Consider the following 24,715-nt stretch of genomic DNA (forward strand, 5'->3'; position numbering starts at 1 on the left):
TATTAAGATTTCCTAATTTTAAAGATATGGATCGGGTTTAATGCCTCATACCTGAGATAGTCCGCTAATTTTTGCCCTCTGGAGATATTGATCAGGCTCACTTCCGGGATTAGATCCATGTCCCTGAAAGTTTTGTAAACCTCTGAAACATTATCCAGGGTGATTGCATTTGCCACTAAACATCCGCCTGAACTTAATCTTTTCCAAGAGAGTTCGATGATCTCTTTCATGTTCCCCTTAGAGCCTCCTACAAACACACAATCGGGCGAGGGTAGATCTACTAAGGCCTGAGGGGCTTTGCCATGTATTAAAAAAACATTATCCGTTTTATGGGAGAATATATTCTGCTGACAGATCTCTATTCCTTCCGGATCTACTTCGATAGCGTATATTTTTCCTTCTCTGGCAATTCTTGCCGCTTCTATTGAAACCGCTCCGGAACCTGCTCCAATATCCCAAACTAAGGAATCAGGTCTGATTTCAAGTGCGGCCAAAGAAAGTATTCTGACTTCTTTTTTGGTAATGAGACCCTTTTTAGGAAGACGTTTTGCATATTCCTCTTCTCCTAAAAAGGGAAGAAAAGGAGAAGGTTTCCAATTCGGATCTTTTCTAAGAAGTATGAGAACATTTAAGTCGGAAATGTTCCGAGTTTCCGCTAAGGTTTCCAATTCGAATTCACGGACCTTCTCTTCTTTTCCTCCTAAATTTTCACAAACGAATGCTTTCCAATCCGTTTCGGAATAATTTAATAAATACTTAGCGATCCTGGAAGGTGAATTGGTCTCGTCGGTGAGACAAGCAACCTTGGATATACTTTGTAATTTTGTAATAAACCCTTCGATCGGCCTGCCATGTAATGAAAGAAAAGATGCATCATCCCATTTAACTCCAATTTTGGAGAAAGCGTTCTGAACCGAACTTGGAGCCGGAATAAAATCCACATGATCCCTTCCTACTTTTTTTAAGATCAGATTTCCGATCCCGAAAAACAGAGGATCTCCGGAAGCAAGTACACATATCGTATGTTCTGCGGAAAGTTCGGCAATCTTCTCCGCTGTTCGAACTACATCATTCTTAATGACGATCCTTTCTCCGTCAAATTGAGGAAAGAAGTCCAGGTGTCTTTCTCCTCCTGCAAGAATTCTTGCCCTTGCAACCGCACCCATTGCTTTGCTGGAGAGTCCGACGCAGCCGTCGTCTCCGATCCCTATGACGGTAACTGCTTTCAAAACTTTTTCTCCGTCGAAAGAAGTAGAAGTGCATGTATGATAGAAACTGCGATCGTGCTTCCACCTTTTCTTCCTCGAGTGAGTATATATGGGATGGAATATTCGGATTGGAATTTAATATCCAATAATACTTCCTTAGATTCCGCGGCGGAAACAAATCCGACGGGAACTCCGATCACAAGAGCAGGGCGAATTCCTTCTTCTTGAACGAGTCTAACAATTTCTAAGAGTGCAGTGGGTGCATTTCCGATCGCGATCACACTTCCATTCAAAAGTCCTAAACTAGAAGCCTTTCGCATCGACTCTATCGCTCTTGTGGAATTATTTTCTTTCGCTCTTTGGATCACTTCCGGATCGCTGATAAAACTATATGTTTTACAGCCGTAAGCATCCATACGTTCTTTGTTTAAACCCGCGATGATCATCTGGACATCACAAATGACAGGACATCCATTCTTCAAGGCTTGGATACCGTCACGGATGGCATTCTCATGGATCTTTGTTAGATCTCTATATTCAAAATCCGCGGTAGCATGTATGATCCTTCTAACAACTTCCCAATCACCAGGAGGATGGGAATGGTTTCCCGCTTCTTCATCTATGATCGCAAAAGAATTATTTTCGATTTCCCTTCCTAAGGAAGTCATTTGCCGCATATCATTCATTTATTCAGCTTCTCCTTTGATTCCCCATTCTTCCGGAGCCTCGAATTTTCCTAAAAGTGTACCGTCAAAATCCACCATATAAGTGGAAACTCTCAGGCCTAATCCATGTTTGGAACAATTTTCGGAAACGATCTCACAGATCCGAGTAGTGATATAGAAATGTCCTGATTCTTTACAAATATCTAATACGTGTCTTGCAGTATTTGCCGCTTCTATATTGGAGCAGACTTCCTCGGGGATCTCCAAAGACCTTGCGATATTCGCAAGCATCTTTGTGTTTACCGAGGAGCCGCCTCTATGGGTCATCATGACCCCATCGGCCATCTTGGAGAGTTTTCCGATCATACCTACTATGATCACATGATGAATGTCCTCTTTGATAGAGGTCTTTATCCCGGTCCCTATAAAGTCGCCTACTTGGATAAACGAGATCTCATTCATGTTCGGAAGAAGGTCCATTGCAAACTTCTCGGACTTTCCTCCCGTGGTTAAAACGATACTTTGTTCTCCGTATTCTCTCGCGACCTGTATCGCCTGTATTACACTTGCTTTATATGCCGCGGTGGAATACGGTTTTACGATCCCGGTCGTACCTAAGATCGAGATCCCTCCGATGAGTCCCAGACGTTCATTCATCGTTTTTTTAGCCATCTCTTGGCCGCCAGGAACGCTGATAGTAACTTCTGCTCCTGAAAACGCGGAGCCGATCAGCTCTTCCAATATCATTTCCGTAATATTCTTTCTAGGGACAGGGTTGATTGCAGGTTCTCCGATCTCTAAGCCAAGTCCTGCTTTAGTTACGACTGCTACTCCTTCTCCGCCTTTTAATACGATCTTATTCTCTTGGTTGAGTTTTACTAGTGCGGTTAATTCTGCACCATGAGTACAATCAGGGTCATCTCCTGCGTCTTTGATAATACTACAAACCGCAGTATCTTCCGAGATCTCGCAGCGTTTTAGTTCGAAGATAACTTTTCTTTTGTTCGGAAGAGTAGTTTCAATTTCTTTAATGGTTTGGCCTAAGATCAGGACTCGAGTGGCGGCTTTCGCAGCGGCAGCGGAGCAAGCCCCGGTAGTGAATCCTTCTCTTAATTCCTTGGTCGCCATTTAAACTTATCCGAGACTTATAACCGGTGAAGGATTTTTTTGGGTATGGAAGAATGCCTCCATACCGATCCTGGATTCTAAAGTACCTAAGCGAATTAACTCGGATCTTACTTCTCTTAAAACATTTCCATCTCCGCTTAAGAATGCATTATCAGGAACGGTGCAGTCTCCTAAGATCGATTTCAAAATTTCTAATACGGTTGAAACTCGATCCGAGGCTGAAATCGGCGGGATCTGGAAGATACTTGGAAAATTTGGAACACTTTTTAGGATCTTCCTTAATTCATTTTCGGAAAGGAAGTCCTCTTCTTTTGTTTTGAACCAGACCGCCGTAGTGCTGTCCAAACGGCCTGAGAATTTTTTGGAAAGAAGAAGTCCCGCAAGAGAAGTGATCCCGGTGTCCGTTGCCAGGATCAAAGAAAAACCTGGAGAAGGCCAAGTTGGATCTCCCACAAATTTTCCCCAAGGGCCTGAATATTCCAATTCAGATCCTAATTTTAATTCAGGAAGAATGCTGGATGCTTTGCCGGTCCCTAAACGTTTAACGCAGATCTGAAAGGGATCTTTTTTGGAATCGGAGGACAGAATAGAATAAGCTCTTTTAATCGATTTTCCGTCCTCATCATTTCCGGTATTTAGGATAACGTATTGTCCTCCTACAAATTCAAAATTAGAACCGTCCGATCTTTCGAAATGGTAAATATCGGAAGAAGGACTTACGTTTTCTTTATGGATCAATTTAAGAAGTTTTTGGCTCAATGTTCCTCCTAAGAAGGATAGATCTCATGCACAAAATCATGCATTTCTTCTAAATCCAGATACAAAGTTTGGAATGACTTAGCGGAGTTTTTCAGATCCAATTCCACTTTTTTAGTAAGTATTAAAAGAGAAGTATAATATCCCGTTTTAGGATCTCCGGAGGGAAGCCTTGAGATTGTTTGTTCCAACTCTACTAAACTTGCTTCGAAAAATCGGATCAGATCTTCGAAATTATTCGATTTCGTCAGAGATTGGATCGGTCCGGGAGAAGAGAGAGCCTCAGCTCCTATTTCATTTTTTTCATGTTGGATAACGGATTCGTCCTTGATACCAAGAACATTCATCATTCCTAATCTTAAAGCTGCAATTTCATGACATGCCATACTATATTCCTATTGCATAATATTATCGACTAAACGAGAAACCAATCTGTCTTGTAAAAGATGCTCCGAAACGAGGTCCTCAGCGTCTTCTACACTCACTTTTTGATACCAGACTCCGTCCGGATAGACTACTACTACGGGACCTTCTCCACATCTCCCCATGCAGGAAGAACGGGAAATTTTGAAATCCAAATGTCTTCCTTGTGATTTTAAAATAGATCTCATTCGGGCGACCAGAGCTGAGCTTCCCCTGCTTGAACAATCTATATTATCACAGACAAATATATGTTTTTGTAAATTACGATGAGGGAATAGATGCGGAGCGGCTTGGTTATGTGTTTCCAAATGACGGATACTCCAAAGAAGTGCCTTCAATCCTCCCACTTTTTTAGAAAGACCTGGAAGTTGTTCCCTATATTCGCAGGTATCACATGGAAGGGAAAATTTTCCGGAGATACAGTCTTGTATCCTTTCTTCCATCACGGATATTAATTCGGTATCGGGTCCGAGATAAGAAGATAAGCCCGTTTTGATCCAAGGAAATTTTTCGGAGAAGTTTTGTACTAAGGAGGAAATTTTTTGGATCAGTATCCCGCCGAATAAAAAGTAGGGGACCACCAGAAGTTTTTCCGGTCTCAACTTGGAAGCCATTTCCAAAGTTTCCGGAAGAAGAGGGCTGGTGATCCCGATAAAGGAAGGAAGAACAAAGGAGAAATGATTTCCTTCTTGGAATAAACGAACCGTTTTATAAAAGTCACCATTCGCGTCAGGATCGGAAGAACCTCTGTTTACGATGATCACTCCGGTTTTGGAAGATTCTTCTTTATTTAGAGGTATAAATTCCTCCGCTCGTTTTCTGAGTAAGGATACCATCTTAGAATGGATGCCTAGGCTATTCGCAATTTTGAAAGAATGTCCCGGGAACTCGGATTTAATCTTATCTAATACGATCGGAACATCATTTTTGATATGACCCGAGGTGAATAAGAATAGCGGAAATATTATAATATTAGAATATTCTTCGCAGAGATCCCTAAGAGCGGTTTCCAAGTCAGGTTTTGCAAGTTCCACATATGCATGGGAAATTTTCAGATCCGGATGTGTCAGTGCGAACGTATCCACCAGGGAAACAAATTCCAGATTGGAATTTTCCTCCCTGCTTCCATGACCTAATACGAGAACCGCGACCTTAGGTTTCATTTGGATCCTAATACCTGCCTTGGTTTCCAGAATAGGAAAAATAAGGAAGATAACAAATACCAGAAGACCAGGTTTGTGAGTAAGCTTACATATTCGAATTGTATCCTTAATTCTTTGGGAGCTGCGAAATCTTCCGAAATTTCAGGAACACCTATATAGAATGGAAGTCCTGCAAAGAATAGAACCGTTATTAAAGCGAAAGCCCATTTTACTAGATTACGAACGTTTAAATAAGATAGAAGGATACGAGATCCCAGAACACCGACTAAACTGGATCCAACGCTAAGATACCACCAGGCCTGTCTTTCCGGATAATCATAAGCCCCGGAAGCTCTGCCTGGTAATTCCGGAGGGAGTCCCAAAAATGGGATCCCGAAGAAGATCAGAAATCCAGCGACTGCAAATAAAATACTTAGGAAGACAGCCTTAGATAGGGAAGGGCTCTCTAAAAAATCTTTCGGAGGAAATAGAACCATCCAGAGAGAGATCAAAACTCCAAAAGAAATTCCTAATAGAACGGAACCTATGAATGTTCCTAAATTCCTTTTTTGCCAAAGTCCATCGGTTTCGATCTTTTCATCGGAAGCAGATCCTGCTTTTGTATGAGAATGATCTTTTCCATGTGAGTGAGAATGGGTATGCGTACGGCTTGTATTCGGATTTTCTGATATAGATTTGGATTCAAATTTCTCCGCTTCCAGGATAAGAGGGAGATTCCAAACACAAACCAGGATTCCTAAAACAAGCCCGGATACCAGACCGGAAAATATCCCGGTCCGTAATAGATCGGAAAATCCCGATCTTAATGGCATGGAAAGCCCGTAGAATGTCTTATATCATGAAAAGTATCGTGCAAATACACCATAGGCTCCAGGCCTACCGCATAAATTGTAGAAAAGGCGAGAAACCCGGCCAAAACCAGAACAGAACCTCGGAACCATGATTTGGTCCCTGAAAAATCCTTTAAAACGGAAATCGAGCGCATAAAAATCCCTCCTAGATCTTCACCTAACAAGATATAAACGATATTAAGGCAAAACGGATCTCGCCGAAGCATCGTATAAGCAAAATTGTTGAGTTTAGTTACGTAATCGCCTTACATCCGAGACTGGATCACGTAGCTTCAGGATTTTTGTAAGGTCGTTTTCTGACTCGAGATCGTCCTACTCGGCACGTCTTCCCAGGTTTTACACCCAGTGACATCTTGTGCCTTTTGTCCCTCTTACAGCGGCGGGTACCGTGACGGAATTGCACCGTCTTCCCATAGATGGAGACATCTATGTTCCTACAAAAATAGTCTGAGATTTCAGGATCTATTTCGATCCGTTTATCTGTATAGTCTTTTATTTTAGATCTAGTAAAATTCTCTAGACCGCTCCTCGTCCCTTTTGGCTTGCGAGATATACATGTTTTCTCGCTCTCATCACATCTCCCAAAGGTCTATGTTCTAATAAAGCTTCCCAAGGATCAAAAATTGTATCTTCGATCTTTTTCTGCAAAGATAGACCAGGCTCGGATCCAAAATCTTGAGTCGGAATGGAAAGAGTAGCTATAGTAACGTAAGGCGCTTCCGACTCGGCCCAATTCACGGAAGCATCTTCGATCGGTGTTGTTTTTTCATCCGTGAAAAATTGGACTTGGAATGAATATACCAAAGTACCTTTTGAAAGTTTTGATTTCATATCATTTGCCCAATCTTTAGAGGCATCTTTACTTGGAGTTACGCCGGAAGGGGGAAGAAGCCTAACTCTAACCGCATAAGGGCCGAACGAGATCGGTGCCGCACTATAGAATGGTTCAGTCGCAAATCCACTAAAAGGTTTATTAAAACTTTTTGATACTTTTTTGATCCTTGCAAATGCTCCGAAAAAACCGTAAGTGGAAAAAAGATATTTTAATAATGGACCTCCGCCTTTTGCGGCAGCGGTGACCACACCTACGAACTCTTCACTTTTGGGAGAAGAAAAGGCTTCCAAATTGATCAGAAGAAAGTCCTGAGCGGAAGTATTACCGTTTCCTAATGCACTCTTGCCGTTTACTCCTAAAATTTTTAAAGCAAATCCTCTGATATCTCCAGTAGTATCGGGTTGTAGTTTCATACTTCCGCTCGAAAGACGGATCCATACGTCTTTTGTTCCTGGAGAGGCAAACAAACCTTGTTTTGCGTGATCTGGAATATTGGATAGAACTTCGAACTTACCCTGCAATCCCAGGATCTGTTTTCTATGTAATGTACGTCCCTTTCCGAATTTGGAAGAGTTTACTTTTTGGATCTTTTGGAATGCTTTCACATATTCCGCAAAACGAGTTTCTTCATCCGGAGAAATATCTTCTTTCCAGTCCTTGCTAATCGGTTTCATAGAGTCTCCTTAACCTTAAGAATATCCACAGTTATACTTTTTGTTTTTTCTTATCCAGTCTGGACTGGGCCGCTTTTAATTCGGAATCGGTAAGTTTAATACTGAATTCGGGAAAGTGTCTAAATAGAAAATATTGGAGCCAAGAATCCCAGCCGGTATATCCGATGAACTTGGAATTCGGTATCCATTTTAAGATCGCTTTCGCAACTGAATCGATCGCATGTATTCTATTCAATGCGGAACCCATTTCTATTTCCTTACTCAATTCAGGTTTGTCGGTATTCTCCTTTTCCAAACCGGGAGTGTCTGTTGTAGGAGGAAGGAATAATTTTACCTTCACTCCATGAAGCATCATCTCTTGGCGAAAACCTTGCGCAAAACCTACGATCGCAAACTTACTCGCCGAATAAGCTCCGTAACCGTAGATGGAAAAGAACGCAAGGGTAGAGGCTAAAAATACGATCTCACCGCTTTTTTGATTGGAAAAATGATCACTAAATGCGAGTGCACTATTCACATGGCCGAAAAAATTCACATCCATTAGATTTCTATAAACTTCGTCGTCCAAGTCGGAAGCTTCCCCTGCTTTTGCGAAACCGCTGCTGCAAATTAAAAGGTCTAATCCTCCTAACGTCTGGATTGCCTTTTTGGCTTCTTTTTCGATGGCCTTTTTATCTGAAACATCCAAAACAGCGAATCCGAATACTGCTGTTGGAGCTCCTACAGACTTCAATTCCTGGACTGTTTTTTCTAAGTTGGATTTTCCCCTGGCGGAAACGATTACACTTGCTCCTGCCTTCGCCAATTGGATCGCTATTCCTTTGCCTATACCCGCGGAACCGCCCGTTATAAATACTTTTTTACCTTTGTATCTGCTAAATGACATTTTGAAAAATTCTCTTCGATGCGGGCAAGGTTTCCCTTTTTAGGAAACTATTCAATCTAATTCGAAACTTTTTGTATAAAGAATTTGAGAACTTGCTCCAAAATCTTAAATTCCTGGTTTGACCCTAAAACAAATCTTGCCTTTTCGTTCCTATACTACTGAATACGTGAGAATCCAAGGTCTTAAGATGCATGAGATACCGTTACTGGAAAATCTAAGGAAGAAGATCCCAGGTTTGGAAAAAAATTGGGACCGTTATACCTCCATGTTAAAAGAAAAGAAGGTCCCGGCAAAAACCGAACTCATAAAAAGAGGAGCTTATACCAAAAACATATTCATCGTTAAAAAGGGATGTCTGCGGTTAAAATTCGAAGATAAGGGCAGAGATATTACGATCGCATTTTTTCCTGAAAATAGAGCGATCACTTCTATCCATAGTTACAGGGGAACTTATAAGGACAGCCAACTCAGTGTGGAGAGTATAGAACCAACGGACTTATTGATCCTAAACGGGGAAGATGCGGAAATTATTTATAGAGAGAATGAAGGTGTCCGGGATTTTTTATTGGAATATGTGGGTGAAAGGTTTGATACTTATCTGAATTTATTTTTGTCCAGGATCAGAGATAGTCCGGAGCAAAGATATTTGAATCTGATCAAAGAGCAGCCGGATATTGCAGCACGTATTCCTCAGCATTATATCGCTTCTTTTTTAGGAATTACTCCTGTGTCCTTGAGTAGGATCCGAAATAGGATCTGGAAGGAACAAAAATAGGCTTTTTATGGAATTTATTATAAAGGAGAAGTATCCAAAACTTCTTCTAGTCTAAAACCGGAAAGTATACGGTAAATTTTGTGCCTGAGCCAAGTTCGCTCTCTACCTTGATCTTTCCTTTATGATTTTCTAAAATACCATAAACGATCGAAAGTCCTAAACCGGTTCCTTTTCCAGGCTCTTTCGTAGTGAAAAATGGATCGAATATTTTACGGATCGTCTTTCTGTCTATTCCTGTCCCGCTGTCTAAAATTTCTATCACAGCGGTCTTTTGGTTTTTTTCGGGAGAAATAAATTCTCCTTCTTCCATTTTCAATTTAATGGAAAGTAACCCGCCGTTTTGCATCGCGTCTTTTGCATTTAAGAATAAGTTCAAAAATACTTGATGGATCTGAGTATGATCCGCTTGGACCAGGATCGGATCTTGAGGAAGATCGGAAATCACTCTAATAGATTTAGGAAAAGTAGAAGAAGCTATATGGGCCGCTTCCGAAACTAGATCATTTAAAATAGAAGGTTTTAGGTCCGATTCGACCTTTCTTGCCAAGGTCAAAAGTTGTTTAATTAAGGAAGATCCTCTTTCCGCGGTCTTTTTGATAATTTCGGAATATTGTAATATCTTTTCAGGATGTCCCGAATTCTTTTCCAAGAGGGCGGTGTAACCTAGAACCACGGTTAGAATATTATTAAAGTCGTGAGCAACTCCTCCTGCAAGAGAACCGATCGACTCCATTCTTTGGGAATGTATAAGTTGTTTTTCTAATTCATGGTGTTTGGTAATGTCTTGGAATTGTGCCGCAAAATAATTCGGATTTCCCTTTTTGTTCCTTATTAAGGTCGCATCCACTTGGACCCAGAGTTGATGCCCGTCTTTATGAAAGTATCTTTTTTTCCTTTTGAAAGTGGATATTAATCCTTTTAAAAATTGATCCCTGGATCTAAGATCTTCTTCCAGATCATCCGGATGAGTAATATAATCAAAACTCATTCCGACTAATTCATTTTCAGAATAACCTAAGATTTGAGAAAGCGCCGGATTAGAACTGATAAACCTTCCTTCCAAAGATATGATCGCAAATCCGTTCGGAGAATGATAGAGTATATTTTTAAATTGTGCCGCTTGGCAGAACCATTCATCCCAGCCCATTTCCTTAGGTAAAAAGTCCTTCTCTAAATAACCGGAGGGCTGGTTTATTTTTGGAGGAATTTCATCGCAGTTTTGCATAACCTTCTCTTCCATGCTATTTAAGACAGAGAGGGGAAAGGCTTTCGTCTTAACTATTGTTAATAAATTATGTATCTATTTTGTACTCCATTCGGTGATAGATCATAGTCTAACTGATTCTAGGTGTTAAAAAAGAAGTTAGAGTTCTCCCCAAAAAAAGAAAGGAGAGGCCGGGATTCCGACCCCTCCTAAGGAAAGGATTGCCTTATAGGGAGGCGGAGACCATGAGATAAAAGAACTTAGAAGTATCGTCGAAAGTGTATCTGTTCTCAGGATTGGAAGCGAATGGATTTGTTCTTTCATTTCCGATCGCTTCTTTAGCTTTCACAAGAGAGATTCCCATCCAGATCGAAACGGATTCGGTGTAATTATGGATCCAAGTAAAATCATACTGATAGAATAATCTTCTTCCTAATCTGGAATTATCATAAGAGAACTTATCATTGGAATAATTTTCAGTGCTCGCTCCGGTATTCGGGACCCCGGAAACCTTATACCATGCATCCTGCAGATTCGCTTTCTGAGTATCGTAGATCGCAAATATGAACATTCCGTATTCCGTTTTGAGATTTGCCCTGATCGAATAGGATTTTATATTCTCAAATCCTGCCATCAGGGATTGGCCATTCATAGTATTCCAATTTGGAAAAGAACCTGCGATCTGAGGAAATAAACTCTGCCAAGTTCCCACTTTCGAATCGGATCTATTCGGATCTCCGGAAGCATATGTATAACCTAAACCTAAGCGGATCCAATCGTTGATCTTGATCCCGGTATCCAAAGAGAGAAGTTTTGTGTCATACTGAACCTTCTCCGTATAAATATTTTTACCGTTAGCCGCTTTTTGGTCTAAAATATCCCAATCGGCTTTCACTCTGTCTCCTGTCATTCCGGACTGCCATGCGGATTCTATTGTCCAGTCCCAGATCTTTCCGGCAGGCAAAAGGTTATTATTCGTTCTATTGGTGAACCTGAAACCTGTGGTCAATAGATCGTCTCTTTGTTTCAAACGATTATCGAAGTCCGTAGGATTTGCGTTAGGGATCCATTTTTTAGAAACTTCGAACACATATAGATCCAGGTGGGCTTCTTCTCCGAATTTGACCGTATTATAGGCCCCGAAAAAGTATGCCTGGTCGATGGAACCTTTGGATCTTCCGTTACTTGTGGTTAAACCGTAAGGAGCATCATATTGATTGGACAATATCGTTCCGAATACGTGTGATCTAAACCATTGGGAGTCATGAACGAACCTAACTCCATCGAATGCAAAACCCGTATGAAGCCAATTTAACGGACCCACAATTTTCAGATCCCCAAAAGCGAATACCTGTCTGCCCACAAAAACGGAAACGGGAAGTTTATCAGTTTTTTTGAATACTATATAAGCTTCTCTAATATCGGTATTATTCCTGATATTCGTATTTGTAGAAGTAGCCGGAGTCAAAGTGGTTCCGGCGCCTGTGCTAAGCCCGTAAGTCCAGTTGCCGGCGTTCTGAGGAGTTTGGCTTCCTCCCCAAAGTCTGCTATCCTGCATAGTAACTTTGATCGCATAATAGGGAGAAGGATCGAATAAGAACCAGAGTTGAGTGTTCTGTCCTACAAAAGAACTGTAATCATCCGTCTTCTTATTGAAATCAGGATTCTCTCTTGCCTCGAATCTTGGTCTAAGAGAAACTCCTAATTTCAAATTATCCAGCCAAAATAGATCCGACTTTTGGGTATCCTTCATTTGTTCCGGAGTAACTAAGAGAGTTCTGAGATGATCTACCGGAATATTTCCCTTCCAAGCAGAATTGTACTTAGGCTCTTGCTTCTTAATTTTTTGATCGGTAACTTCTATCTTATTCGGATCGGAAGAAGAGGGAAGTGGGTTCTGATTTGTTTCCTTTACACTTTTATTCGGGTCTTCTTCCGAATATATTGTAATACTAATAACAATAGTTATTAAGAGAAGTATAGAATTAAGTTTCGATTTCGGGATAATGTTCATCCAGGAGCAACCCGTTGTAAAAGTATCTTTCCAAAACTTTTAGCAATTATTGTGCCAATATTATAAAAATAAATGAATATTGAATAAATTGGCTAATTAGATCAATCTGCCGAAATTTGATTAGAGTATATTCTTTTCTATTCGAATTAAAAATATGCGTAATGTATAATTTAAGTACGTTTTCTAGGAAAATTCTATTTGTAGTATCTTCGACAGTTCTAATATAAACTCAAATTGGTATCCGAAATTACTATTTCAGGAAATATTCTATGATTGGCACAAGATTTGCTAATTAAGAGATGATGTCTATACTCAGTTTTTTACGGAAATTGAATCCGTAATGTTCTATCAATTCCAGTTCGAGTTCATTATTGAAACGAATTATGCTCTTGGCGGTTTCTTCCAATGAAAGGATTAGGGGACCTTTTCTTCCCTCTTGGACTTCTTTTTGGAGATTCCAAAAGTATTTACTGTTTTGGAGAGACTTCTTCTTATCCGTTTGTTTACTTTCGGAAACTCTTTTGTAGATCGAAACAAGTTCACTCGGAGTTTTTACGTTTATATCCACTTTTTTTAATTCGTAAGAGAAGTCGGGATCGTGCCCATTTTCGGAAGACTGTTTTGTTTTTGAGATCACGGAAGGGAGAAGTTTAGAAATGTCTTCATAGATCGGAAATGCGGCAAAAATCCAATTCACAAGATTTAAACAGGAAAGTTTTGCAGGAGATCTTTTGTATTCCGCCCAGACTTCTTCTAAAAAATCCGCTTGGGAATAGAAAAAAAACAAAATTTCATGTTCGTTCTTCTCTTTCATTTTTTGGGTTCGAGCCTGGGGGACTCGTCGTATCCAAGGGACACTTTTTCTTTATATGCAGGATAAATGCCAGATCTTAAAAAGAAAGGCAATTCGTTTCTAATTGCTCTGAATCCTGATTCCAGTGTATCTTCCGCACGTATTGACCGGAAAGAGACAGTGGATCTTGGCTGTAAGAGTTTTGTCGAAGATACTACATTGCAGAAATTCTATACAAACTGCCTCAGAACTGTGGGGAAGAGAGCCTGGCTTCCCTGATAACAGATTCCAGAAGTCACTATTTGGCCCGTTTCCTAAATAATCCAAGATCTGGCGTGATAATTGCATGATTGTAGATATGCAAAACCCGGAAACCTTTCAAACCACCTGTCCGTACTGCGGGGTGGGTTGCGGCCTGAAGGTGGAAAAGTCCGGGCCGCTGGATATATCCGTGAGCGGAGATCCGGATCATCCTACAAACAGAGGGATACTTTGTTCCAAGGGGATGAATTTGCATTATTCCGTCATGGATAGAACGGACAGACTTTTATTCCCTATGATGAGGGAAGATCGTTTTGCTCCTTTAAAAAGAACGAGTTGGGACAAGGCCCTCGACTTTGCCGCGGAAAAATTCAAAAGTTTTATCCAAGAATTCGGACCTGACTCGGTCGGTTTTTACGTTTCGGGACAACTTTTAACGGAAGAATATTATATTATAAATAAGTTAACTAAGGGTTTTTTAGGAACAAATAATATAGATACGAACTCCAGGCTTTGTATGAGTTCTGCGGTCACAGGATATAAGATGGCATTCGGAGAGGATGCAGTTCCTGTAGGTTACGAGGACTTGGATCTCGCGGATTGTTTTATGGTAGCAGGAGCGAATCCTGCATGGTGCCATCCGATCGTATTCAGAAGAATTGAGGCTCGAAAAAAAGAAAATCCGAATATCAAATTGATCGTTGTAGATCCTCGCAGGACCGAATCCTGCGAACATGCGGATATTCATCTACAAATAGCCCCGGGGACGGACATTTATTTATTTCATGCAATTGCAAGAATTCTAATAGAGAAGGATTGGATAGATCCTAAGTTCATCCAAGATCATACGGAAGGATTCGAAGAATTAAAAGCCAAGGTCTTTGAGATTTCCGTTTCTAAAGCCGCAGAGATCTGCGGAATTTCTTCCGAACTCATTTATAAAACAGCGGAATATATCTCTAAGTCAAAAGGTTTTATTAGCCTATGGGCAATGGGTTTGAACCAAAGTGTGGTGGGAGTAAATAAAAATTTAGCTCTTATCAATCTTTCTCTTCTTACGGGTCATATCGGAAAACCCGGCTCAGGACCATTTTCTTTAACCGGACAATCGAATGCAATGGGTGGGAGAGAAGTCGGCGGACTTTGTAATCTTCTTCCTGCACATCGAGATCTGGAAAATCCGGAACATAGGAAGGAGGTCGCAAAATTTTGGGGAGTCGATTCTATATCCGAGACTCCAGGTTATAGTGCGACTGAAATTTTTGAAAAGCTCGCTTCCGGAAGAATGAAAGCGATATGGATCGTCTGTACAAATCCTGCCGTAAGTCTTCCCGATGTGAGGTCCGCTGAGTCGGGTCTTCGTTTGGCTGAGTTTGTAGTTGTCCAGGATATTTCCGCAGACTCAAGCGTAATACCTTTTGCGGATCTTGTTTTGCCTGCTGCAGGCTGGGCGGAGAAGAAAGGTACGATGACAAGCTCCGACCGTAGTATTTCGGTTCTTCCTAAAATTTTAGAACCTCCCGGAGAGGCAAGGGCGGATTCTTGGATCGTACAAGATTTTGCAAAACGAATGGGATTCGGTCCTTCTTTCCAATACTCGGATGAAGAAGAGATCTTTCTGGAGCATTGTAGATTAACGGAAGGAACTAGGATAGATATATTAGGTTTAGATTATGAAGAAATCCGTAAACATAGGGCTGTAAGATGGCCCTATCCTCAAAAAGGACATTCAGATAATATAAGATTATTCGGTGATGGTAAATTTTATAGGAAGAACGAGAAGGCTAAGATCCATTCCGTAAAGTCGGAAGACGATTCCGAAAAACCGGACGAGGATTTTCCCTTGGTGCTTACCACAGGAAGGATCAGGGATCAGTGGCATACGATGACTCGGACAGGTAAGGTCAAAAAATTAAGAGAACATAGACCTGAACCTTTTTTGGAGATCCATCCGGATGATGCTTATAAATATGATATCAAAGACGGAATGGTTGTAACCATTTCGAGTAAGAGAGGATCCGTTCGTGCAAAGGCGCTTCTTACCGAATCCATTAAACGGGGTGTCGTGTTTTTACCGATGCATTGGGGGAGAAAGAACGGAACGGATATATTCAGATCTAATAATCTGACAAGTTCCGCTTCCGATCCGTTCTCAAAACAACCGGGTTTTAAAATTTCTGTAGTTCGTATCGTTCCGTATAAAAAACCGAAAGAAAAAATACTCATCGTTGGCGGCGGGACTGCAGCTTACGCATTCTTGAAACAGTATAGAGATCTCGCTCCAGGAGATGATATTACAGTCATGTGCAGAGAGGCAGATCCGTTTTATAATCGAGTACTTCTTCCCGATTATATCGGAGGGGAGAAGGAATTTGACGATCTGATGCCTGCCGATCCTGAGGAAGTCAAGTCCTGGAATTTGGATCTGTTCCCGAATAAATCGGTTCAGATGATCTATACGGAAGGGAAGAAGGTCCGAGATACCGAAGGAACATTATATTCTTATAATAAACTTGTGCTCGCAATGGGAAGTTCTCCCGTTTGGCCCACTAAGATCCCTCCTGAAATGCTGGGAGTATTTAGTTTAAGAAGTAAAGCGGATGCGGATCGTATCAAAGGTTTTTTTGTCCCGAAATCTCATGCGTTGATCGTTGGCGGAGGACTTTTGGGACTGGAACTTGCCGTCGCTTTAAAAGGTGTAGGAGTACAGGTGACTGTTCTTGTTCGATCGGATCGTTTGATGTCCCAAAAACTAGATTCAGTCGGAGCGGATATCCTAAAAGAAGAGATCCTTTCAAGAGGAATAGAATTAATATTTGAATGCGAGATCTCTAAAATAGAAGGAACTGAAAGGATTTCTAAAGTCCAGCTTACGAACGGGAACTTTATAGAACCTGACGGGATCATCTTTGCGATCGGGACCAAGCCGAATTTTGAGATCGCAGTAAAAGGTGGATTGGATTGTAATAACGGAGTAGTGGTGGATTCTTTTTTAAGATCCAGTGATCCGGATGTGTATTGTATAGGAGAGATCGCAGAACATAAGACCGGAACTTATGGAAATATTTCCGCAGTGGACGATCAGGCAAAGATCGCAGCTCAGCATCTATTCGGTTACGCATTTAACGAATATACAGGTTCATTGCATGCTCATATTTTAAAAATTCCAGGTTTGGAATTGGCGACGATCCGTCTTCCTGATGTTCCGATGGAAATCCCTAAGGACAAAATGGGAGAATTCGAAGAGATCATATTCTTAGATCGTAAAAAACGTTTTTATAAAAAATGTATCATACGGAACGACAGATTAGTAGCTGCGATATTGATCGGAGACAAATCTTCTTTTAGCAGGATGAAAGACTGGGTTTCTTCCGGTATTGAATTGGGAGATCGTAGAAAACATCTGCTGAATGACGGGGAGATAATGAAACCTCTCCAAGGAAAGGTTGTATGTTCCTGCAATGGGGTGGGAGAGGGTAATATAAGAGAAGCCATCCAGGATGGGGAAAGGACCCTGGAGGCTATCGGAAGAAGGACCGGAGCAGGAACAGGATGCGGTAGCTGCCGTTTGGAAGTGACCACCATCCTGAAAAGTATGTTAAAAGAAGCTTAAAGGACTTGGTCTGATTTAAGCTTAGACGCAGCTAACAAAGCCTCCGCTCTTACCTTGTTTCCATTTTTGTAATGTAATTTACTTAAATGTTCCAGGTTCTTGGAATGGGTCGGGTCTCTCATCAAGAGAACTTCTCCGAAATCTATCGCTTTATCGTAATTTCCGAGTCTTGCAAGTGCATACGAAACCCATAAATAAACCGCACTATCATCCGGGTATTTTTCCAGGTATTTTTGGCCTTCCGATCCTACGTAAATATAATCTTTCTCTTCAATTGCATTCCTGAGCGCTTTTCTACGGGTCGATTTTTCGGAAATCGCATCGGAAACTTGCTGGTTTTGAAAAGGATCATCCAAAATATCCGCGACAGAAGTCATTTCTTCCTTATAAGAAATTCTGACGAGGCTTAAGTCGTCTATGATATCTCCTCTGGAATGGATCAGAGCTTCTATCTGTAGTAATTCGGCCTTGGCTTCTTCCACATCTCTTAAGAATGCTCTTTCGTCTTCGTTGATGATCTGATTTCCGTCTTCGTTGATCCCAAGTTGAACATCGTCCCTTCCGTCGGAACCGATCAGAATAACATCATTCGGCTTGAGTTGGAGTGTTTGGACTACGAATACTTCTTCCGGATCTTCTACTCCTACTTTTCTCAACATCCCATTTTCGGATAAGAAGTCTGCTCTTCCGTCTCTATACATCACCACTTGGGGATGTTCAGCGTTTACGAAATACATTAGACCTGATTCTTCGTCCACGATCCCGACTACCATAGAGATCAACATTCTTCCATCAAAGGAAACGAATACACTTTTCAGTTCATGGTAACATCTTCTGAGCCAATGTTCAGGAAAGAGTTCCTGCATTTCTAACGTGTTTTGGGTCCTTGTGACTATGGTCTTAAAAATGGTTCCCATGATAAGAGCTCCACCGGCTCCCTGCATGGATTTACCCATTGCATCCCCATTGAAGAAAACTAATACAGGTCTTCCTTTTAATTTCAGGGAATATACTGCGCATAGATCCCCGCCTAATTCACCCTGCCAATTTCTGAACTGGAATCTTTTCTTTTGCCGGCAGAGAATTTCCGCTCTTACTATTTCACTATGTCCGTAGTTTCCCGCTAATGGCTGCATTAACTGAGAAGTTAAAAAATAATCCCCGTCTTGCTGGTGTTTTAGTTCTTTGATCTCGCTTAAGCTCTTTTGGAGGTCATTTGTTCTTTGTCGGACCTTCTCCTCAAGACTTGCATTTAATTCTTCTACCTCGTTGTGAACACGAACGAAACGATTCGCTAATATGAATGCGATCCCTAATATGAATGCCAGGAACGTAAAAGGCATGATCAGAGCGGAATTGATGAGCCTGTTTGTAACCGCATAATCATGAAGCCCGCCTAGAGCGATGAGTGCTACTCCTCCTAAGAGTAATCTTGCATCGGAATTCCCTTTCCAGGCGGATCTTCCCGTAATAAAGGAGATATAAGGAAGAACGAAAACTACCGTGAGTCCCGCAATGATCGTAAGTAATAAATCCCGAATATACTGATTTACGAATATATCTAAAAGTCCTACAAATCCGTAAAGAGCGGCGGAATATACAGCAAATTTAGGATGTTTTCCCTGGAAGAACCTTGCAATGAATAATAGAAGGCTTCCTATGAACATCATCAGAGAGACTTGGTCCACTTTAGACTGTAATTGTCTATGGGAACCGAAAAGAATCTCCGCAGTGGAATTATTCGTGAGATGGAATATGGAGAAGAAGATCGCAAATAATCCGAAATATAAATTGAATATATCGCTCGGTCTTCTGACTGCCAAAAGTAGATGATAAAGTCCAACGCTGATATAGACTGCGGCAAGTAAGAATGCCACGCTCAACTCTAATCCGAATTTTTTAAAAATGGATTCAGAAAGTCCTAAAGAAACTTTAGGTCCGCTCCAATGGAATGGTTTTCCCGGAATTGTGCAGACCTTTGCATAGATATAATTCTCTCCGCCCGGACGAAATGCGGCAGCAGGGAGTACGGATACGATCCTTCCGTCTTGCCCGGAAAGATAGGGATCTCTTCTTCCTGTTTTTCCGATCAAACCTAATTTAGAAGTTTCGTTTAGATAAAATTCCGCAAAGTCGGAACTATGACCCGAGTCGATCGCAACGGAGGTCTGCTGGTTCATCCACGCACGGACCTTCTCCGGTAGCGCATGACGTATGGAAATACATCCGTCAAAATTCTGATAAACATCATCCGAACTAAAATCAAACGGAACTGTGATCTTAGTTCCTTTTTTGAAATCGGGATTGGTATTATTGTCGGAGATAAATTCCCATTCTCCATTCAAGGAGAGAATAGAATCTTCCGCGATCCAAGAGGCTCTCTCACAATTACCAAGGAAAAAAACTAGGCAGAATATAAGAAGTTTTTGTGAGACAAATCTGTGTAAATTAGATGGAATGAGAAATTTCAGTTTGGTCATTACGATTCTTGTAAAAAGTCTGCTGCAGGGTATAATACCCCGATTTATTGGCAAGAGCTAAATCCTAAGACGTAGCATGATTGTAATTTTCGACCCGGAAAGGTCGGAAAATTATTGAAAACGGAAAATAACTTATAGTCCGTTCCCAAAACTTAAGTCATCGGGACAGCGCCGACAGGCTCTTAACGTGTGAATCTTTCTGTGAGTAATTCCACTCTTTTACGCAATAATTTCGTTTTGGGAAGGTCTGCGGAAAGTCCCTCTAAAGCCAGGAAGAACACTTTTGCGCTTTCTTTGTCCCCTAATATCTGTTCCGCGAATTTGATAATTTGGCGTTCGTATTTTTGAGTGCTCTTTGGAGATAATTTAGAACAGGTTTCATAAAACTCCGAGGTCTTAGGCTTTCCTTCTATTTTCGCCCAAGGTTCTATCAATATCAGCTCGCATATTCGCAGAAGTTTTTGTTTGGGAGAAATATTTTGGGATAAAACCTTCTCCGCTTCTTCGTAACTTCCTTCCAAAGTATAATCGAAAATCCCTTCGTATAGATCCTCTTTATTTTTAAACTTTAAATAGAGGAGAGGACGGGACAAATTCGCCCGTTTAGCGATATCATCCATAGAAGTTTTGGAATATCCGAATTGAAGAAAACAATATAGGGCGGCATCCAAAATTTCCTTTTTTCTTTCCTCATCCGCGGGAGATACCTTTCGGGTCATAAGATTATTTGACAAATTTAGAAAAAAATGTCAACTTTATCCGGATTTCCAGGTCTGAAAAATTGACAAGTTAGATTAAAATTGTCAAAATGTAAGAATAATATCTCTCCATCCCGGGTAGATCCGTTCTGAACAAGGAAACGATTAAATGAAGAAGGTACACAGTTCTCGAAAATGGCTCTTTCCCGTCCTAGTCTTAGTTTTGGGAGCGTCATTTTTTTACACCTGCCAAGCTCTCGGGAAGAAGGCAGAAGGAGAAAGACTGATCAGAATGCAGGAGTCCCCGCAGTGGAAGGATGGACAATTCGTAAATCCGCAGCCTCTGATCAACGATTTCTGGATGGCGTTAGGAAGTATGTTCAGACAAAGCGCGGATGTAAGCCCTAAGGATCCTGTTCCGGTGGTTTTTATAGAAAAATCAAGATTTTCTAAATTACCTGAGTCAGGTTTAAGGGTCACTTGGTTTGGACATTCTTCTTCTTTGATAGAATTAGACGGAGTTAGGATCTTAACCGATCCTGTTTGGTCGGAAAGAACTTCTCCTTCTTCTTGGCTTGGCCCTAAAAGATGGTATCCACCTTTGATCTCCTTGGAAGATCTTCCTGAGATAGATGCGGTATTAATTTCTCATGATCATTACGATCATATGGATTTAGGGACCATTTCTAAATTGAAAGATAGGAACATAGTATTCGTTGTTCCGCTCGGTTTGGGAGCGAATCTTTCTTATTGGGGAGTTCCTGCTGAAAAGATCATAGAATTGGATTGGTGGGACACTAAGAAGATCAAGGGTTTGGAAATAGTAAGCACTCCCGCAAGACACGCTTCAGGCAGATATCTATTAGATAATGATAAAAAACTTTGGTCCAGTTATGCGATCCTTGGTCCTGAACATAGGGTTTATTTTTCGGGAGATACTGGTTTATTCCCTAAGATGAAAGAGATCGGAGAAAAATACGGACCTTTCGATCTGACTATGATAGAAACAGGCCAATACAACCAAGCCTGGCCAGACTGGCATATCGGACCGGAACAGGCGGTGATCGCTCATACACAACTCAATGGAAAAGTTTTACTTCCGATCCATTGGGGGCTATTCGCTCTTGCTTCTCATGGATGGACGGAACCCATAGAAAGAGTTTTAGAAAAGTCTAAAGAACTAGGAGTTAACGTGATCACTCCTAAACCGGGAGAAAGTGCGGAGCCCGGTTTACAAAAAGATTATATTGCTTGGTGGCCTAAACTTCCTTATAATTCCGCTAAAGAAGATCCTATCTTATCCAGTCAACTGGAAGAAAATACCGCGAGTGCGAGGTAATCGAATGAAATTAAGAGCAATCATCACGGGTTCCACGGGAATGGTGGGAGAAGGCGTTTTATTGGAGTGTTTAGAAGATCCGAATGTGGAAAAAATACTTCTGCTGAATAGAAAATCGTATGGAATATCCCATCCGAAAGTGGAGGAGATCATTCATTCCGACTTTTCGGATATTTCCGCGATCAAAGACAAATTGAAAGGGTATAACGCCTGCTTTTTCTGTTCCGGGGTTTCTTCTATCGGTTTAAAAGAAGAAGAATATCTTAAACTGACCTATACATTAACTTTGCATGTGGCAAGTATCTTGGCTTCTTTAAATCCTAATATGAGTTTTTCTTATATTTCCGGTGCAGGAACGGACAGCACTGAAAAAGGAAAAACGATGTGGGCGAGAGTAAAAGGTAAAACTGAAAATGATCTATTAAAACTTCCTTTCGCAAAGGTGTATAATTTCCGTCCGGGTTATATGCATCCGACCCCGGGAGCAAAAAATACTTTGTCTGCATATAAGTATATTGGCTGGAGTTTTCCGATCTTAAGAACGATTTTCCCGAAACGAGTTTCCACTTTAAAACAGCTAGCACTCGCTATGATCCGTGCGAGTGAAAACGGTTATAGTAAGAATACTATAGAAGTGGAGGATATTCTGGAGTTATCCAAACCTTAAAGAATTATGGTATTTTGTCTGAAAAATTGAAATAGTAAAAACCGAGGGTTATTTTTTAATTTAAAAATAACCCTCGTTCTTCTGCGGATTTTCCGAAAGATCCTGAGGTATTATAAGGAATTTTTTCAGGTCTATGGAAAGCGAAGCACGAATGAAAAAAGTTTTGGATAATATGCCTATCCTCTTCTTTTCTTTGGATGAGAATTTTAGGCCCGTTTCCTGGAACTATGAATGTGAAAGAGTTTTAGGATTTTCTTCCGAAGAAATTCTGAACGACCGAAACTTCTCCTTTAAGGATCTGATCCAGGTAAAAGAAGAAGGAGAATCTTCCGGATTCAATCCTGAACTTCTAAATTCCGAATTTAAAAATTGGGAATTGGATCTTCTTTCTAAGGAGGGAAAATTAAAGTTAGTTTCTCTTTCAAATATTTCCTCTGAATTCCCTCTTTTCGGTTCTACGAATTGGTTCGTAGGAGTGGATATCACAAGGACCAAGGAGATAGAAAGAGAATTAACAAGCTCCTTAAAAGAACTTTCCGATTTTCAAACTGCACTTAACGCAGTCTCCATCGTTGCGATCACCGATAAGGCCGGGACAATTATTTATGTAAACCAAAACTTCTGCGATATAAGCGGTTATTCGAGGGATGAACTTTTAGGTCATAACCATCGTATCATCAATTCAGGTTACCATCCTAAGGAGTTTTTTAGGGATCTTTGGAAGACGATCGCGAAAGGAAAAATTTGGAAGGGAGAGATTAAGAATAAGGCGAAAGATGGAAGATATTACTGGGTGGACACGACCATTTCTCCCATCCTGGACAGTAACGGGAAACCTTACCAATATCTGGCGATCCGCAACGATATTACCGAAAGAAAAGAAACAGAGGAGAAGGCAAGACACGCGGAGAATAATCTCAAAATCCTCCAAGATAGGATGAGTCCCCATTTTCTTTTTAATACTTTGAGTATTATCCATTCTTATCTGCAGACAAATCCAGGACTTGCGGATTCCGCCATTTTGATGCTTGCGGATAATTACAGATTTCTAATGGACCAGGCGAATCAGCAGCTTGTTCCTTTCGACATAGAATGGGAATTTATGGAAAATTATCTACAACTTCTAAAGCTTAGATTTTCCGACTTCTTAGAAGTGGAATCGGAAAAATTGGGAAATTTTAAACAATGCCAGATCCCTCCTTTGACCTTGCAGCCTCTTGTGGAAAATTCATATATCCACGGCCTAAGAGATAGAAAAGGAAAAGGAAAGATCAGTGTAAAAGCTTCTATCCAAGATGGAAAAACTTTGGTGACCATTCGAGACAATGGAAAAGGGTTGAGTGACGCAAATATCCATTCTAGAAGTATCGCGAACATCTCGGAACGTCTGAAATTTTATCTTTACGATTCGGAAGTAAAAATTGAAAATCATCCAGAGGGCGGCGCGATCGTCACTATCGGTTTTAAATCCGCGAAAAATTAAAAAATATGGCAGAATGGAAAACACTTATTGTCGAAGACGAAGCTCCTACCAGGGAATTACTCGTTAATTATTGTTTAGCCAGACCTGAATTAAAATTAGTAAAAGTCGCAAAAGACGGGGAAGAGGCCCTCGAATATCTGCAAAATGAAGAGTTTCATCTTGCGTTTTTGGATATCAATCTTCCTATCCTCTCCGGTTTGGATATTCTGGAAAAACTGGAAAATCCTCCGTATATCATATTTATCACCGCGTTAAGAGACAAGGCTATCGAAGCATTCGAATTCGGAGTGATAGATTATCTGCTCAAACCGTTTTCTAAAGAAAGATTTTTTAAGGCGGTAGATCGTGCCTTGGAAATTTTAGGAAATGAAGCAGATAAACCTTCTAAGAATGTTTTTAATGAGCATGGGCTTTTTATTTTAGAAAAGGAAAATCATTTTTTGATCCCTTATGGAGAGATCATTTATATTTCTTCCAGAGATAATTTTAGCGTGGTCCATACCGAAAAAAGACAATATGTAACCTACAAGTCCTTAAAAAGTCTGGAGCAAAAACTTCCTCCCAGCAAGTTTTTAAGAATATATAAACAATACATAATTAATCTGGAAAAGTTATCTCATTTACAAAGTGATAATATGGGGAATTATTCGGTCCATTTGAAGGACGAGGATGAAACACAACTTCCTGTAGGAAGAAAATATATTTCCAAGATCAAAGAACTTCTATAATTTCTCCCTGTAATTTTACCGTTTAAGAACGGATTTCCCCGAATTCCCTCTTTGGCATTGACTTAGGAAAA

Annotated in this window: 21 protein-coding genes and 1 riboswitch; of the genes, 6 read left to right on the forward strand and 15 right to left on the reverse strand. The window is 40.7% G+C overall.

Going from position 1 to position 24,715, the window contains the following annotated elements; translation table 11 throughout:
• Positions 1-2 precede the first annotated feature (2 nt).
• From cbiE to EHR06_RS11415, 10 genes are all read right to left on the reverse strand, one after another.
• On the reverse strand, positions 3-1,229 hold the full coding sequence (gene cbiE / locus EHR06_RS11370; protein WP_135757109.1) for a precorrin-6y C5,15-methyltransferase (decarboxylating) subunit CbiE: 1,227 nt from the start codon (positions 1,227-1,229) through the stop codon (positions 3-5).
• Positions 1,226-1,894 carry a precorrin-8X methylmutase gene (locus tag EHR06_RS11375; protein WP_135757110.1) on the reverse strand — a complete coding sequence of 223 codons (669 nt, stop codon included), beginning with the start codon at positions 1,892-1,894 and terminating at the stop codon, positions 1,226-1,228. Before EHR06_RS11375 ends, cbiE begins: the two co-directional genes overlap by 4 nt.
• Positions 1,895-3,001, reverse strand: a complete 1,107-nt coding sequence (locus tag EHR06_RS11380; RefSeq protein ID WP_135757111.1) for a cobalt-precorrin-5B (C(1))-methyltransferase — start codon at positions 2,999-3,001, stop codon at positions 1,895-1,897. It lies immediately after the preceding gene.
• Positions 3,002-3,007: 6 nt separating this feature from the next.
• On the reverse strand, positions 3,008-3,760 hold the full coding sequence (locus tag EHR06_RS11385; protein ID WP_135757112.1) for an FAD-dependent oxidoreductase: 753 nt from the start codon (positions 3,758-3,760) through the stop codon (positions 3,008-3,010).
• A gap of 8 nt (positions 3,761-3,768) precedes the next feature.
• Positions 3,769-4,143, reverse strand: coding sequence for a DUF3209 family protein (locus EHR06_RS11390; RefSeq protein WP_135757113.1), 375 nt, complete (start codon positions 4,141-4,143; stop codon positions 3,769-3,771).
• Between the two features lie 9 nt (positions 4,144-4,152).
• Entirely contained in the window at positions 4,153-5,343 is a 1,191-nt protein-coding gene (locus EHR06_RS11395) for a CbiX/SirB N-terminal domain-containing protein (protein ID WP_135757114.1), read from the reverse strand.
• Entirely contained in the window at positions 5,340-6,155 is an 816-nt protein-coding gene (locus tag EHR06_RS11400; RefSeq protein ID WP_135757115.1) for a CbtA family protein, read from the reverse strand. The genes EHR06_RS11395 and EHR06_RS11400 overlap by 4 nt, the downstream gene beginning before the upstream one ends.
• Complete coding sequence (locus tag EHR06_RS11405) at positions 6,146-6,328, reverse strand: CbtB domain-containing protein (protein ID WP_135757116.1); 183 nt, start codon at positions 6,326-6,328, stop codon at positions 6,146-6,148. Before EHR06_RS11405 ends, EHR06_RS11400 begins: the two co-directional genes overlap by 10 nt.
• A gap of 135 nt (positions 6,329-6,463) precedes the next feature.
• A riboswitch (cobalamin riboswitch) is annotated at positions 6,464-6,647 on the reverse strand.
• A 63-nt stretch (positions 6,648-6,710) separates the two neighbouring features.
• Positions 6,711-7,703, reverse strand: coding sequence for a catalase family protein (locus EHR06_RS11410; RefSeq protein ID WP_135757117.1), 993 nt, complete (start codon positions 7,701-7,703; stop codon positions 6,711-6,713).
• 31 nt (positions 7,704-7,734) lie between these two features.
• Positions 7,735-8,589, reverse strand: a complete 855-nt coding sequence (locus EHR06_RS11415) for an SDR family NAD(P)-dependent oxidoreductase (RefSeq protein ID WP_135757118.1) — start codon at positions 8,587-8,589, stop codon at positions 7,735-7,737.
• Between the two features lie 136 nt (positions 8,590-8,725).
• Between EHR06_RS11415 and EHR06_RS11420 the strand changes: the two genes are divergently transcribed.
• A complete protein-coding gene (locus EHR06_RS11420) occupies positions 8,726-9,364 on the forward strand; it encodes a Crp/Fnr family transcriptional regulator (RefSeq protein ID WP_244288582.1) in 639 nt (212 codons plus the stop codon).
• A gap of 46 nt (positions 9,365-9,410) precedes the next feature.
• On the opposite strand, the gene EHR06_RS11425 is transcribed toward EHR06_RS11420, so the two are convergent.
• From EHR06_RS11425 to EHR06_RS11435, 3 genes are all read right to left on the reverse strand, one after another.
• Positions 9,411-10,589: a two-component system sensor histidine kinase NtrB gene (locus tag EHR06_RS11425; RefSeq protein ID WP_244288583.1), complete on the reverse strand. Its 1,179-nt coding sequence runs from the start codon at positions 10,587-10,589 to the stop codon at positions 9,411-9,413.
• Positions 10,590-10,794: 205 nt separating this feature from the next.
• Positions 10,795-12,582 carry an alginate export family protein gene (locus tag EHR06_RS11430; protein WP_135757119.1) on the reverse strand — a complete coding sequence of 596 codons (1,788 nt, stop codon included), beginning with the start codon at positions 12,580-12,582 and terminating at the stop codon, positions 10,795-10,797.
• A 292-nt stretch (positions 12,583-12,874) separates the two neighbouring features.
• Positions 12,875-13,396: a hypothetical protein gene (locus tag EHR06_RS11435; RefSeq protein WP_135757120.1), complete on the reverse strand. Its 522-nt coding sequence runs from the start codon at positions 13,394-13,396 to the stop codon at positions 12,875-12,877.
• Positions 13,397-13,733: 337 nt separating this feature from the next.
• Here EHR06_RS11435 and EHR06_RS11440 point away from each other — a divergent pair, with 337 nt between their 5' ends.
• Complete coding sequence (locus EHR06_RS11440) at positions 13,734-17,249, forward strand: nitrate reductase (protein WP_208757782.1); 3,516 nt, start codon at positions 13,734-13,736, stop codon at positions 17,247-17,249.
• On the opposite strand, the gene EHR06_RS11445 is transcribed toward EHR06_RS11440, so the two are convergent.
• Positions 17,246-19,729 (reverse strand): SpoIIE family protein phosphatase, encoded by a 2,484-nt coding sequence (locus EHR06_RS11445; RefSeq protein WP_135757122.1) that lies wholly within the window; start codon positions 19,727-19,729, stop codon positions 17,246-17,248. The two genes, EHR06_RS11440 and EHR06_RS11445, sit on opposite strands and share 4 nt — an antisense overlap.
• Positions 19,730-19,911: 182 nt before the next feature.
• The gene (locus EHR06_RS11450) at positions 19,912-20,448 is read right to left on the reverse strand and encodes a TetR/AcrR family transcriptional regulator (protein WP_135757123.1); all 537 of its coding nucleotides are present in this window, start codon (positions 20,446-20,448) and stop codon (positions 19,912-19,914) included.
• A gap of 148 nt (positions 20,449-20,596) precedes the next feature.
• On the opposite strand from EHR06_RS11450, the gene EHR06_RS11455 reads away from it, so the two are divergent.
• The 4 genes from EHR06_RS11455 to EHR06_RS11470 all read left to right on the forward strand — a co-directional run bounded on the left by EHR06_RS11455 (position 20,597) and on the right by EHR06_RS11470 (position 24,644).
• The gene (locus EHR06_RS11455) at positions 20,597-21,766 is read left to right on the forward strand and encodes an MBL fold metallo-hydrolase (protein ID WP_135757124.1); all 1,170 of its coding nucleotides are present in this window, start codon (positions 20,597-20,599) and stop codon (positions 21,764-21,766) included.
• Between the two features lie 4 nt (positions 21,767-21,770).
• On the forward strand, positions 21,771-22,433 hold the full coding sequence (locus EHR06_RS11460) for an NAD-dependent epimerase/dehydratase family protein (RefSeq protein ID WP_135757125.1): 663 nt from the start codon (positions 21,771-21,773) through the stop codon (positions 22,431-22,433).
• A 133-nt stretch (positions 22,434-22,566) separates the two neighbouring features.
• Entirely contained in the window at positions 22,567-23,916 is a 1,350-nt protein-coding gene (locus EHR06_RS11465) for a PAS domain S-box protein (RefSeq protein WP_135757126.1), read from the forward strand.
• A gap of 5 nt (positions 23,917-23,921) precedes the next feature.
• Positions 23,922-24,644: a LytR/AlgR family response regulator transcription factor gene (locus EHR06_RS11470; RefSeq protein WP_135757127.1), complete on the forward strand. Its 723-nt coding sequence runs from the start codon at positions 23,922-23,924 to the stop codon at positions 24,642-24,644.
• Positions 24,645-24,715 lie beyond the last annotated feature (71 nt).

The sequence above is a fragment of the Leptospira dzoumogneensis genome (assembly GCF_004770895.1).
Taxonomy (GTDB): Bacteria; Spirochaetota; Leptospiria; order Leptospirales; family Leptospiraceae; genus Leptospira_B; species Leptospira_B dzoumogneensis.